18 protein-coding genes and 1 tRNA gene are annotated in these 12,429 nt (G+C 29.0%); 3 read left to right on the forward strand and 16 right to left on the reverse strand.

Translation table 11 applies throughout. The features are described from left to right. Positions 1-2 precede the first annotated feature (2 nt). Positions 3-365 (forward strand): hypothetical protein, encoded by a 363-nt coding sequence (locus ABIK75_00140; protein ID MEO0089508.1) that lies wholly within the window; start codon positions 3-5, stop codon positions 363-365. Here ABIK75_00140 and ABIK75_00145 read toward each other — a convergent pair. The 3 genes from ABIK75_00145 to ABIK75_00155 are packed head-to-tail and all read right to left on the reverse strand — an operon-like array spanning position 362 to position 4,223. Further along, complete coding sequence (locus ABIK75_00145; GenBank protein MEO0089509.1) at positions 362-2,227, reverse strand: BatA domain-containing protein; 1,866 nt, start codon at positions 2,225-2,227, stop codon at positions 362-364. The genes ABIK75_00140 and ABIK75_00145 overlap by 4 nt on opposite strands. Next, positions 2,224-3,105, reverse strand: coding sequence for a DUF58 domain-containing protein (locus ABIK75_00150; protein ID MEO0089510.1), 882 nt, complete (start codon positions 3,103-3,105; stop codon positions 2,224-2,226). The genes ABIK75_00145 and ABIK75_00150 overlap by 4 nt, the downstream gene beginning before the upstream one ends. Continuing rightward, a complete protein-coding gene (locus tag ABIK75_00155; protein ID MEO0089511.1) occupies positions 3,102-4,223 on the reverse strand; it encodes an aminotransferase class V-fold PLP-dependent enzyme in 1,122 nt (373 codons plus the stop codon). The genes ABIK75_00150 and ABIK75_00155 overlap by 4 nt, the downstream gene beginning before the upstream one ends. A gap of 91 nt (positions 4,224-4,314) precedes the next feature. Here ABIK75_00155 and ABIK75_00160 point away from each other — a divergent pair. After that, positions 4,315-4,386, forward strand: a tRNA-Gln gene (locus ABIK75_00160). On the opposite strand, the gene ABIK75_00165 is transcribed toward ABIK75_00160, so the two are convergent. Genes ABIK75_00165 through lipB form a run of 4 tightly spaced genes read right to left on the reverse strand, consistent with a single transcriptional unit; the run spans position 4,387 to position 8,654 of the window. After that, positions 4,387-6,072: a DUF2723 domain-containing protein gene (locus ABIK75_00165; protein MEO0089512.1), complete on the reverse strand. Its 1,686-nt coding sequence runs from the start codon at positions 6,070-6,072 to the stop codon at positions 4,387-4,389. Beyond that, entirely contained in the window at positions 6,073-6,987 is a 915-nt protein-coding gene (gene fabD / locus ABIK75_00170) for an ACP S-malonyltransferase (GenBank protein ID MEO0089513.1), read from the reverse strand. 1 nt (position 6,988) lies between these two features. Further along, positions 6,989-8,044, reverse strand: a complete 1,056-nt coding sequence (locus ABIK75_00175; protein MEO0089514.1) for a site-2 protease family protein — start codon at positions 8,042-8,044, stop codon at positions 6,989-6,991. Then, positions 8,034-8,654 (reverse strand): lipoyl(octanoyl) transferase LipB, encoded by a 621-nt coding sequence (lipB, locus tag ABIK75_00180; GenBank protein ID MEO0089515.1) that lies wholly within the window; start codon positions 8,652-8,654, stop codon positions 8,034-8,036. The genes ABIK75_00175 and lipB overlap by 11 nt, the downstream gene beginning before the upstream one ends. 75 nt (positions 8,655-8,729) lie before the next feature. Between lipB and ABIK75_00185 the strand changes: the two genes are divergently transcribed. Next, positions 8,730-9,410 (forward strand): coenzyme F420-0:L-glutamate ligase, encoded by a 681-nt coding sequence (locus ABIK75_00185; GenBank protein ID MEO0089516.1) that lies wholly within the window; start codon positions 8,730-8,732, stop codon positions 9,408-9,410. A 137-nt stretch (positions 9,411-9,547) separates the two neighbouring features. On the opposite strand, the gene ABIK75_00190 is transcribed toward ABIK75_00185, so the two are convergent. Genes ABIK75_00190 through rplP form a run of 9 tightly spaced genes read right to left on the reverse strand, consistent with a single transcriptional unit; the run spans position 9,548 to position 12,423 of the window. Then, the gene (locus ABIK75_00190) at positions 9,548-9,706 is read right to left on the reverse strand and encodes a hypothetical protein (GenBank protein ID MEO0089517.1); all 159 of its coding nucleotides are present in this window, start codon (positions 9,704-9,706) and stop codon (positions 9,548-9,550) included. Then, positions 9,703-10,098, reverse strand: a complete 396-nt coding sequence (rpsH, locus tag ABIK75_00195) for a 30S ribosomal protein S8 (protein MEO0089518.1) — start codon at positions 10,096-10,098, stop codon at positions 9,703-9,705. Before rpsH ends, ABIK75_00190 begins: the two co-directional genes overlap by 4 nt. A 13-nt stretch (positions 10,099-10,111) precedes the next feature. Beyond that, a complete protein-coding gene (locus ABIK75_00200) occupies positions 10,112-10,297 on the reverse strand; it encodes a type Z 30S ribosomal protein S14 (protein ID MEO0089519.1) in 186 nt (61 codons plus the stop codon). A gap of 1 nt (position 10,298) precedes the next feature. Next, positions 10,299-10,841: a 50S ribosomal protein L5 gene (gene rplE, locus ABIK75_00205; GenBank protein MEO0089520.1), complete on the reverse strand. Its 543-nt coding sequence runs from the start codon at positions 10,839-10,841 to the stop codon at positions 10,299-10,301. Between the two features lie 13 nt (positions 10,842-10,854). Then, on the reverse strand, positions 10,855-11,187 hold the full coding sequence (gene rplX / locus ABIK75_00210; GenBank protein ID MEO0089521.1) for a 50S ribosomal protein L24: 333 nt from the start codon (positions 11,185-11,187) through the stop codon (positions 10,855-10,857). Beyond that, positions 11,184-11,552: a 50S ribosomal protein L14 gene (gene rplN / locus ABIK75_00215; protein MEO0089522.1), complete on the reverse strand. Its 369-nt coding sequence runs from the start codon at positions 11,550-11,552 to the stop codon at positions 11,184-11,186. Before rplN ends, rplX begins: the two co-directional genes overlap by 4 nt. Next, positions 11,549-11,788 carry a 30S ribosomal protein S17 gene (rpsQ, locus tag ABIK75_00220; protein ID MEO0089523.1) on the reverse strand — a complete coding sequence of 80 codons (240 nt, stop codon included), beginning with the start codon at positions 11,786-11,788 and terminating at the stop codon, positions 11,549-11,551. The genes rplN and rpsQ overlap by 4 nt, the downstream gene beginning before the upstream one ends. After that, a complete protein-coding gene (rpmC, locus tag ABIK75_00225; GenBank protein MEO0089524.1) occupies positions 11,775-12,008 on the reverse strand; it encodes a 50S ribosomal protein L29 in 234 nt (77 codons plus the stop codon). Before rpmC ends, rpsQ begins: the two co-directional genes overlap by 14 nt. Then, the gene (gene rplP, locus ABIK75_00230; protein MEO0089525.1) at positions 11,995-12,423 is read right to left on the reverse strand and encodes a 50S ribosomal protein L16; all 429 of its coding nucleotides are present in this window, start codon (positions 12,421-12,423) and stop codon (positions 11,995-11,997) included. The genes rpmC and rplP overlap by 14 nt, the downstream gene beginning before the upstream one ends. Positions 12,424-12,429 lie beyond the last annotated feature (6 nt).

Below are 12,429 nucleotides of genomic sequence, written 5' to 3' on the forward strand. Positions count from 1 at the left end.
TTATGGATTTAAGAAATTATTTTGATTTAAAAAAAACTCGATTAGATGACATTAGAGAGTACGGAGGCGAAGTAATTCTTCTTTTTTTAAAAGAAGGAATATCCCTTAATGAAGCGATAGAGGTATTAAGTTGGGAAATTGCTAAATTTTTGCAGAACGAAACAGGTAAAGGATATTCTCCTTCAAAAGAACCAGGTATGGGAATAGAATGGATTGTACGGGAACCAGGACACGAAACTTATGGATTGAAAATTGTCGGTGAAGGAAACCGAGTAATTATTAAAAGGGTAGCAATTTTAGAAGACGAAACCTTTATGAATCGATATGCTCGGTATCTCAAACAATTAGCAGAAAAAGAAGATTAAATTAAAATAAGAATTGCCTCTATCACAAAGATTAAAAGAGCCAAAAATAAAAAAAGATAGGTTAATTCATATTCTAATTTTACCTCTCCCTTTATTATTTTTAAATTATTATTTTCTTTTAAATTTATTTTTTTTAAATTACCCTCTTCTCCTCGAACATTCACTGAAATTTTTTTATCTTCAAATTGATATATTCCCGGTATTTCTGTTTCAGAAAATTTTATAATCTTCATCCCCTTTTCTACTTCCGTATTTCTTAAAAAATTTCCTAAAGGAGTAATAATTTTTATCTGGGAGGAATTAAAATTTAATATTATTGTTTCACCAACAAAAAAGTTATTTTTCTTTTTAATCTTACAATATTCTATTGTTCGAAATATTAATGGTAAAAATAATATTTTCATTGGCATATCAGTGTAACCGTCCGAAAAATTGCTGGTAAAAATCATCAAGTTATTCAAAGTGTCTTCTAAAAGAAAAGGAAAATTATTATTGAAATACGCTAATATTTTTAAATTTTCTCCTTTTAAAGGAATCATTCGATAAAACTTTGGCTCTTTGATCGTCTTTTCTGGGAGGTTTTGAAAAATAAAATGCTCTTTTTCCCATTTATCAATCACCAAAAATTCTTTTCTTTCCCAAATTTCGGAAGTTTCAAAAATTTCATTTAATCTATTTTCTTTTAAGTTTTGACCTAAAATCAAAATAACTTTTCCATTATTTTTTAAATAATTTAACAGTTGCCATTTTAAAAATTGATCAATTTTAGAAGGGTTAACTAAAAGAATCAAAGAATAAGAAGAAAAGGAAACCTTCTTTATTTCTCCTAAAGATACATAATCTACTTGATAATCTTTACTAGATAAAAATAGTTTTTTTAAATAAAAGAGATCGCCCTCTTTTTCATAAATAACTAAGATAGGAAAATGTTCTGTTTTATCATAAACAAAGTAATAAACATTATCACTTTTTAGATTTTCTTCTTCAATTTCAACTTTGCCAGTGATTATTCCTTGAGCGGATTTTTGAGGAATCTCTAAATTAAATTCTTTTATACCAGGGGGAAGAGTTAAAAAATTTTTGAAATTAAAATCTTCTATCGAAAGGATAAAGGGAACCTCTACAGGAGAAGAAGAATAATTAATTAATTTTATTTGTAGATTAATCTTATCTTCTCTTGAAGGCAAGAAACGAAGCCCAATAATTCCACAATTTTTAAAATTATCTTTTCCCAAATCAATAATTTTTAACTGAAAATTACCTTTAAAATTTTTCAGAAAAGAATAAGAATATTCTTGCAAATCAGTAATTAAAAAAATTTCACCCTCTAAATTTTTTAATTCCTCCAAAATTTCTTGGGCATAAGAAATATCATAAGAAATTTTCAAATCTTCAATTACCCTATCAGAAATATTTGTCACTTTTTCATTTTCTATAATCTTTTTCCTACTGGTTAATAAAATTGTAACTCTTGAATTTTGAGAAAGATTTTTAATAATTTCTTTTAGAATCTTTTTCCCTTTTTCAAAATTATCTTCGTATTCCATACTGTAGGAATCATCTAAAATAAGAATAATCTTTTCTGCCTTTTGAGGCAAAATTTTTAAAATAGAGGACCCTTTTCTAATAAAGTATGGTCGACTTAGATTCAAGATCAAAAAAGTAATAAAGAAAGTCCTTAAAAAGAGCAATAAAATGTCTCTTAACCGATAAAAATTAAATTTTTCCTTTTTAAAATCAATCAAAAAAAACAAAGAAGAGAAATCAATCTTTTTAAGTTGAAAGCGAAAAATGAAATGTAAAAGTAATGGCAAAGAGGCCAATGGTAAAAGATAAAGAAAAAAAGGAATAAAAAAATTCATCTAATTCTTGCTCTTTTTTCTAGATAGTTAAAGAAAACGAAATCAAAAGGCATATTGGTAAGAATAAGATTATAATCGATATAATGAGCAGCGCACTCTTTCTTATAATGAAGAAATAAATTTTTCAAATTTTCTTGATATTCTTTTTTTATTCCCCTTGGGTCTAAAGTGATTTCTCTTTTTGTTTCTAAATCCTTAAAAATTAATGGTTCGTTATAATCTAAATTTATCTCGTTTGGATCAAGAATATGAAAAACTAAAACTTCATTTTTCTTATGACGCAAATTTTTCAATGCTTTTAGTACATTCTCTTGGTTATCAAAGAGGTCAGAAAAAACAATAATTAATCCTCTTTTTTTTATTTTCTTCCCAATTTCAGTTAAACTTTTTAAAATATCTGTTTCTCCTTCTGGTTTTACCTCTTCAATTATCTTCAATATTTTTGATAAATGAAATTTAGAACACTGTGGAGGAAAATATTGATAATCTTTTTTATTAAAAATGGCTATTCCTACGCTGTCATGTTGCTTAAATAATAAGTAGGCAAAACAAGCAGTTAAAAAAGAAGCATATTCAAATTTGCTTATTTCCCAACTTTTATAAGCCATTGAACCTGAATTATCTAAAAGGAGATAGGCTCGTAAATTGGTTTCTTCTTCATACTCTCTAACCCAAAATCTATCAGTTTTCGCAAATATTTTCCAATCAATTTTTTTAAGCTCATCACCAGGTAAATAAGGACGATAATCAGCAAACTCTATTGACTGGCCTTTATAGGGACTCTTATGAAAACCAGAAAGAAAACCTTCCACAACTAATTTTGCTTTTAAATCCAATCTTTTTATCTTATGAATTATTTCCGGTAAAAGATATTTCATTTTATTAAAAAAGTTAATGTTTCAATTAAATTATCTATTTCCTCTTTGGTATTATAAAAATGAGGAGAGATTCTTAAATAATTTTCTCTTAAAGAAATTTTAAAACCTTTTTCTAAAATCTTATGATAAAAAATTTTGCTTTCTTTATCTTTTCTTTTACAAGCAACAATGCCACTTCCTTTATTTCTTTCTAAGATATTAAAATTTAAATCTTTTAATCGCTCGATTAAATAATTAGTTAAAAATAAAAGATAGTTTTGTATATTTTTAATTCCAATTTCATTCAAAAATTTTATATTTTCTTTTAAACCAATAATCCCTAAATAATTTTTTGTTCCCTCTTCTAATTTATCAGCACTTTTTTTCAATCTTTTTTTGGCAAATATTTTATTAAATTCTTTCCATTCGTATCCTAACCAGCCAATAAGCTCTATTTTTAATTTTTTTAAAGTTTCCTTTTTAATATGTAATACGCCAATGCCTTGTGGCAGAAAAATCCATTTACCGCCGCCAAAGACAAGAAAATCAATATCTATCTCTTTTAAATCAATTTCTAATGCTCCAACTCCTTGAATTCCATCAATCAATAAAAAACAATCATAATTTTTACAAAAATTACTTATTTCTTTTAAAGGAATTTGATAACCAGAAAGAAAATGTATCCAATCCAAAGCAATCAATTTTGTTTTCCTATTAAATACTTTTTTAATTTGTTTCAGAATGTCGCCTTGTAAGATTGAAATATATCTCTTTTCTACTTTATCAAAATTTTGATAAGGCAAAAAATTTGCAGGGAAATTATCTTTCGCAATAATTATATTATCATTTTTATTAAACCTAATAAGACTTAGAACCGTTAAAATTCCTTCGCTGGTGTTTCTTTTAAAACAAATCTCTTCTTTATTAGCATTTAAAAACTTAGCAACGATTTCTCTTGTCTCTTCTGATAATCTCTCGCATTCTTCCCATTCAATATTTCCTTCATAAACATACTTATCAAGCCACTTCTCTATTGCCTTTTTGGTTCGTAGAGGCATTGGGCCACAAGCAGCGTTATTCAGATAAATATACTTCTCTAAAATCGGAAATTCCTTTCGATAAAGAGAAAAATTAATCATAATAAATAATTATAATTAATTAATTCTTAAAAATCAAAAATACTTAGAAAAAAACTTGAAAAAAATATTTATTTATTTAAAATTTACTAATTGGGGGATCGTCTAACTGGCAGGACATCTGACTCTGGATCAGATGGTCGGGGTTCGAATCCCTGTCCCCCAGTTAAAATTTTTTAAGTACTTCTTTAAGTTCATTTATCTCTTCTTTTTTTCCTAATTTTTCTAAAAAATAAATATTGGCATTAACCATTTTTTTATAATAATCAATAACCAAATTTTCTCGTTCATCTAAAATCTTCTTTGGTTTTCGGTAATATAAATTTTTAAAATCATAATATTGGCATTCCAAAGTGTCTTTAATTTGGAAAGTTAAAAAATAAGGAATAACTTTTTTATTTGTGAGAAAAGCTTTTAAATCGGGGTCGTTTAAATTTAAATACACAAGGTAAGCATTCTCCTTTTTGGTTTCAATAAAACTTATAAGTAAATTTATGTAAGCATTTTGAATTCCCCAAGGCTCTTTTAATTTGTTATATTCAAACTGATAAAGATATTTTTCATATTCTTCCAATTCCCTTTTTATTTTACTTATAAAATCAGGATAGGTTTTCCTTAAATACTCTAAATAAAAAGTCCTTCTCAAAAGTTCCTTATCAATAATAATTAAATCTTTACGAAAATTTTTAAGATAACGAAAGTATAATGAGGATGAGTAAAAATCCCACCAATCAGTTAATATTAAAGAATTTTTCGGCAAAGAATTTAAAACATTATAAGTAAAATCATAAGCCAAATAAAAATCTCTCTTATTATTTTTGGGATAATTAAAAACCAATAATATCAAAAGGGTGATAAAAAGAATCAAAAATCTTATAATTTTTTGAGAAAAAATTTTAATATGGGAAAATCCATAAGAAGAGAAGATAATCAACGGAATAAAAGCAGGTAAATAATAGGGTTGAATATCAGGGATGCTATAATTTATGGAATTCAAAATACCAATAATTATTGTAATAATTAAAATTATGGCTAATTCCCGATTCTTTTGAAAAAGAAAATAAATTCCAATGATTGCGAAAAGAAAATAAATATAAATCATTTCTTTAATTAGGAAACTTATTTCGTTAACAAAATTTTTTATAACTTCATTAATAGGCAAAGAAAAAGACCAAACCCGATATTGTCTACCACTAATATGCCAGAAAAGTCGTAAAAAATCTTTGGGATTTCCCCAATTAAATATTGGGTCTGAATTTGCTCTGATTAGCAAATAAAAATAAAGAGAAAAACCAATAAGAAAGGAAATAATAAATAAGAAAAGTTTTTTCTTTTCTTTTAAAATAAAATAGAGTATCATTGGCAAAACTATTGAAAGTAACATTAAATGATGGGTTAAAGATATTCCTAAAACATAAGCAATAAAGAGAAAAATATTTTTCTCTTCTTTTTTTAAAAACAGATATATTAATAACACCAGAAAAAAAGCAGTTAGAGAATAGACTTCTATTTCGTTAACTATTGACCAAAAAAGATTATTGAAAGAAAAAAGAGTAACATAAATTAAAGAAACAATATTATCTTGGGTAATTTTTTTAATTAAAAAATATAAAAGTATTATCGTAAAAAAACCAAACAAAAAAGAAAAGAGATTTCCTTTGAAAGCTGGTTCTAAAAAAGGTAAAAAAGAAAATATTCTACCTAATAAAGTAAATAATGGGTAACCAGTAGGATGTAAGATATTTAAATAGTGAATACCAAAAATGATTTCTCCACAATCAATTAAACCAACAGTGGGTGAAAGGGTAGAAAATAAAATAAGAAAAATAATTAGGAAATAAAGATAAACCAATTAATTAGATGAAAAATCTTCTTTTTTGCCCAAATTATATACCACTGCTTTTTCTTCTGTTTTTTTAACAAGACTGGTTAAAACCTTTCCCGGACCAAGTTCGTAAAAAGTCTCGCAACCATAATTAATCGCTGTCTCTACGCTTTTTTTCCACAAAACTGGCGAAATAATTTGGATTTCTAAATTTCTTTTAATTGTATTAACATCATTACAAAGTTCGCCAGTAGCATTCATAATTATTGGTATTTGAGGAGCATTAAAATTAAATTGGAAAAGATATTCTTTGAACTCTAAATAAGCCGGCTCCATTAATGGCGAATGAAAAGCACCTGAAACCGGTAGCATTATAACTTTTGCTTTTTCCTTTGTTAATATCTCATAGGCTTCTTTTACAGCCGAAACATCGCCAGCAATTACTATTTGGGAAGGGCTATTAAAATTTGCCGGTACACAAATACCTGAAACTTTTTTACACACTTCTTTTATTTTATCTTCTGACAAACCAATAACCGCAGCCATTGTTCCTGGTCTTTCCTTTCCTGCCTTTTCCATTAATTCTCCCCTTTTTTTAACCAATTTTAATACTGTGAAAAAATCAAAAACACCACTGGCATATAAAGCAGTGTATTCTCCTAAACTATGTCCCATTACTAAATCAAATTTTTCATTTTTAAAAGTTTTGAATAATTCTAAACAAACAATTGAATGGAGAAGAACCGCTGGTTGGGTAATAGAAGTTCTTTTTAAATCTTCTTCATTTCCTTCGAAGGATATTTTCTTAATATCAAATCCTAAAATTTCACAAGCCTCATCATAGATTTTTTTGGCTATCGGAAAATTATCATATAAGTCTCTTCCCATTCCCACATATTGAGAACCCTGCCCAGGAAAAAGAGCACAAATCTTTTTTTTCATTTTACATTGTTCCAAAGGGTTTTGGTGGAAACGTTAACAACAAAATTATTAAAGCCAAAGTTGCTAATAATATGTCTTTCTTTGTTAACGGCGTAATCTCATCTTGAACCGGTGGATGTTTTAAACTAAGTAAAGAGACAATAATTACCCAAAATAACCAACCAAGCCAATATCTACTAAGATAGATAAGAATTCCCAAAACAACAATTATAAATACTTTAAAACGACCAAAGAGAGCATAGGCAATATGACCACCGTCCAATTGTCCTAAAGGAATAAGGTTTAAAGCCGTTACAAAAAATCCTAACCAACCAGCAAAAGCCATTGGATGTAAAAGAATATCAAATCCTTGGGGAATATCTTTAAAAACAATTTTTGTTAATGCGGAAAAGATAATCGAATTTCCTAAAGATAGACCGTATCTTATCTCTTCTAATTTTATTATTTTAGAAAGTTTTAGACCAAAATAGGTTATTGGTAAAGCAACTAAAAAGCCGGTTAAAGGCCCAGCAATACCCACTCTAATTAAAGATTTCTTGGAAGGTATAATTGAGCGCATTTTAATAAAGGCACCCATTGTGCCAATCAAGGGATGAGGAACAGGTAAAAAATAAGGCAAACTTACCGAAACCTTTTCTCTTTTTGCTATAAAATAATGTCCCAATTCATGGGAACCTAAAATTGCTAAGAGAGAAAAAGAAAAAGGAATTCCCAAAAAAATATCAGTAATTCTTAAAAAGGGATTACCACCTTGATGAAAAGAACCAACCAATAAAGTAGTTAAAAGGGTTAAAAGAAACAAAATTAAATTTATCCAATAATTCTCTTTTTTTTCTTCTTTATAAATTTTTTCTGCCAAAGTTAATATGTGAAAATTTTTCCTTTTGGAAAAGAAAGGAATATAACCATAAGGCTCTAAAGCCATCTTTAAATTTCTTAAATTAATCTCCCAAGGCTCCCGTAATTTACCGACAAAAGTTTTTTCGCTAACTTGATAAATTTCAAAATAATTATTTATTAAAAACAATAAATTTTCTTTAGAATAATCAAAAGCCATTTTTAAAAATTTTTATCAATTCTCTTTTTACTTCCTCCACTGTAATATCTTTTTTTATCTCTTCCTTTATTGAGGTCATTTTTAATCCCTTTATTCCGCAGGGGTTAATTAGTTGGAAATAACCTAAATCGTTATTCACATTTAAAGCAAATCCGTGGAAAGTAACATTTTTATCAATTGCCATTCCAATGGAACAAATTTTTCTATCTTCCACAAAAACTCCAATAAATTTTTCTTTTTTTTCGGCATTAATGTTAAAATACTTTAAAACTTGGATAATCAAACACTCAATTTTATTTATAAATTTCTTCATATCCCAAAAACCATTTTTTAAATAAAAAATCGGATAGCCAACTAATTGACCATAATTATGGAGAGTAATATCTCCTCCCCTTTCAATTTGATAAAATTCTATATTTAACTCTTTTAATTTTTCTTTAGAAATCAGAAGGTTTTCTATCTTACCATTTCGACCAAGTGTGATAACCGGCGGATGTTCAACCAAAATTAATAAATCATCTATCTCATTATTTTTTCTTCTTTCAATATAAAACTTTTGTAACAAATAGGTCTCCCAAAAATTTTTTCTGCCTAAGTCAATAATTTCCATAAATTTAATTATAAAGATTTTTCTTGAAATTTTCAAATTTTTAAATATTATAAAACATAAGTTATAATTTTTAAGATGAGAAAAAAAGAGCCAATAATTGAAATCAACGGTAAAAGATATTTAAGAATACCGATAAAAACTGCATTAATTAAAAAAGGGGATGATTTAATTCAAGTAATTAAAGAAAATAGTAAAGGAGTTTTACAAAAAAATGATATAATTACGATAAGTGAAAGCGCGGTTGCTTGTAGCCAAGGAAGGGCAATACCGATAAAGGAAATAAAAGTTTCTCTATTAGCAAAATTTCTTTGGCGATTTGTTAGAAAAGTTCCTTATGGAACTGGTTTAAGAAATCCTTATAGTATGGAATGCGCAATAAGAGAATGTGGAAAAATAAGAATATTAATAGCCGCGATTATTGGCGGAATTACTAAACTCTTAGGTAGAAGGGGCGATTTCTATCGAATTGCCGGTAAACAGGCAGCAATGATTGACGCTCCTTATACATCAGGAATAAAGGAATATTATGAATGTGTAATAATGGGTCCCAAAAACCCCCAAGAGGTTGTTAAGAAAATAAGTTATTCTTTATCTCTACCAGTAGCTATTGTAGATGTTAACGATATTGGCGGTAGTTGGGTTATTGCTTCTTCTAATAATGTAGATAAAAAATTAATAGAACAAATATTAAAAGATAATCCAGCAGGTCAAGGTAACGAAATGACACCAATTGTTATAATAAGAGAGTTAAAATAAATGGAATCTATACTATATCCTATACAGCTCCCTCTTATAATAAGTATAAAATAAAATTAGACTCCTTTAAGCCTGTTTTGGTTTCTTAAAATTTTAATAAAATTTATAAATAGGTTATAATTTATAAGGAAATAAATTTATTCTTTCTTCCCTTTTACTAACCAGAGATAGACTGACCAGAAAATTATTGAGAATAATAAAAATCCTAAAAGAAGATAGATAAACCCTAAAAACCCAACTCCAAATCTTCTAATAAAGGATTGGGCAAAAATTTGTTGAGAGAGCAAAAAAATCACCAAACCTCCAAGAGAAGTTCACCGCCAACCTTTTCTTTTCTTGCCTCTCGGTCGGTAAGAATACCTTTGGGAGTGGAAAGAATCGCAATTCCTAATCCCCCTTTCACTTTAGGAATATCTTTCACACCAACATATATTCGACGGCTAGGCTTGGAAATTCTTTTCAAACCATAAATCACTGGTTTGCCTTCAGGAGTGTATTTTAAAATAATATTAATCTCTTTTTTTACCCCTTCACCAATAACTTGAAAATTAGTAATATAACCCTCTTCTAAAAGAATCCGAACAATTTCTAATTTCATTTTTGAATAAGGAACCCTTACCTCTTTATGACGAACCATTAAAGCGTTCCTTATTCTTGTCAGCATATCGCTTATGGGATCCGTAATCATCTTACCTCCTACATTACCAACTTGCTTTTCTCACACCCGGTATCTCACCTTTTAGAGCTAATTCGCGAAAACAAATCCGGCATAATCCAAACTTTCTTAAATAGCCCCGAGGACGAAAACATCTTTGACAACGAAATCTTATTCGGGTTTTATACTTTGGTTCTTTTTTACTTTTTTCAATATGACACTTTCTTGCCATTTTACTCCTTTCTAAATACCATTCCCAATTCTTCTAATAATGCTTTCGCCTCATCATCGCTCTTAGCAGTTGTGACAATTGCAATATCCATTCCAAAAATCTTTTTTACTTTACCAGCGTCAACTTCGGGAAAAATAACTTGTTCATCAATTCCTAAATTATAATTTCCACGAGTATCAAAAGAAGAAGGATCAAAGCCTCGAAAATCCCTTATTCTTGGCGCAGCAAAATTAAGAAACCGATCCAAAAATTCATACATTCGATAACCTCTCAATGTTACCTTACACGCAATGGGCATACCTTTTCTTAATTTAAAAGCAGAAACCGATCTCTTCGCACGAACAATCATTGGTCTTTGGCCAGTGATTAAACTCAAATCCTCACTAATAATATCTAAAATTTTAGGATCAGAGATTGCTTCACCGGCAGCAACATTTATCACAATCTTTTCTAACTTAGGAACTTGCATCGGATTTTTGTAACCAAATTTTTTCATTAAAGTTGGTACAATACGTTTTCGATATTCTTCTAATAATCTTGGAATATATTTAGCTTTTTCAGTCGATGATTTCATTGCATTTTTTACAAATTCTAACTCTTCTATTTTCTATTTTTTCTCTTCTCACTTTTGTTTTCTGACCGCATTTTGGACAAATAAGCGCCAACTTACACACTGGTAGAGGCAAGGGAATATCAATAATTCCGCCTGGTTGATCTACTCCTCGAGGTCTTTGGTGCTTCTTATGTAAATTTACTCCTTCTACCACCGCTCTTACTAAATTCTTATCTCTTTCATAAAGCATTTTAATAATCTTTCCTCTTTTTCCTTTTTCTTCTCCAGAAATTACTTCCACAATATCATTCTTTTTAAGATAAGTTTTAAGTCTCATACAACCTCAGCAGCAAGAGAAATTATTTTTGTAAACATTTTGTCTCTTAATTCCCGAGCAACTGGTCCAAATACTCTTGTACCTCTTGGTTCTCCCTTCTCATCAATCAAAACGCAGGCATTATCATCAAACCGAATGTAAGAACCGTCCGGACGACGATACTCTTTTTTTGTCCGCACGATTACCGCCCTAGCTTTATCACCTTTTTTAATTGGCGCCTGAGGCACAGCATCTTTAATTGTTACCACCACAATATCGCCAACATAACCGTATCTTCTTTTTGAACCACCTAAAACTTTTATTACCATTGCCTCTTTGGCACCAGTATTATCAGCAACTACTAATCTTGTAAAATCTTGAATCATAGTTTCTTCACCACCCGCCAACGTTTTAATTTTGATAAAGGTCTTGTTTCCATTAATAAAACCTTATCTCCTACCTGACATTCGTTATTGGGGTCGTGAGCATATAATTTAGTTTTTTTTCTAATATATTTTTTATACTTTGGATGCATTACTAACCTTTCTACTTCACAAACTACGGTCTTATCCATTTTATTACTTTTCACCACTGCGATAACTGTTTTTCTACGTCCGCGCATTTTTTCTGCCCCACATTAAAACTTTTTCTTTAGTATAACCCCTTTCTCGTAAAATAGTTAAAACTCGAGCAATATCTCTTTTTAACATTGTTAATCTCTTAGGATTGGGTAAAGTCTCAGTCACTTTTCTAATTCTTAACTTAAAATACTCATCACTCAGCTCAAAATATTTTCGCAAAAGTTCTTCGTCAGAAAGTTCCCGCAGTTCAAATGGTTTCATAAACAATCTCTTCTCTTTTCAATACTCTCGTTTTACAAGGTAATTTAGCACTGGCTAAACTAAAAGCCCTCTTGGCTTCTTCTTCGGTTACACCTTCTACTTCAAAAATTACTCTTCCTGGTTTCACTACCGCCACCCAGAAAGCCACATCTCCTTTTCCTTTTCCCATTCGAGTTTCGGCTGGTTTTTTAGTCACTGGTTTATCAGGAAATATTCTTACCCATAATTTACCACTCTTTTTGAGCGATTTCATAATCGCCACCCTTGCGGCTTCTAATTGAGCAGCCGTAATCCACGCGGGTTCCAAAACTTGTAAACCATATTCACCAAAATCTAATTTATTAGCACTAGTTGCTTTTCCTCTTCTTCTTCCTCGATGGTGCTTCCGAAATTTTACTCTTTTGGGCATTAACATATTTTC

Source organism: candidate division WOR-3 bacterium, assembly GCA_039801725.1.
Lineage (GTDB): Bacteria > Hydrothermota > Tepidihabitantia > Tepidihabitantales > DTDR01 > DTDR01.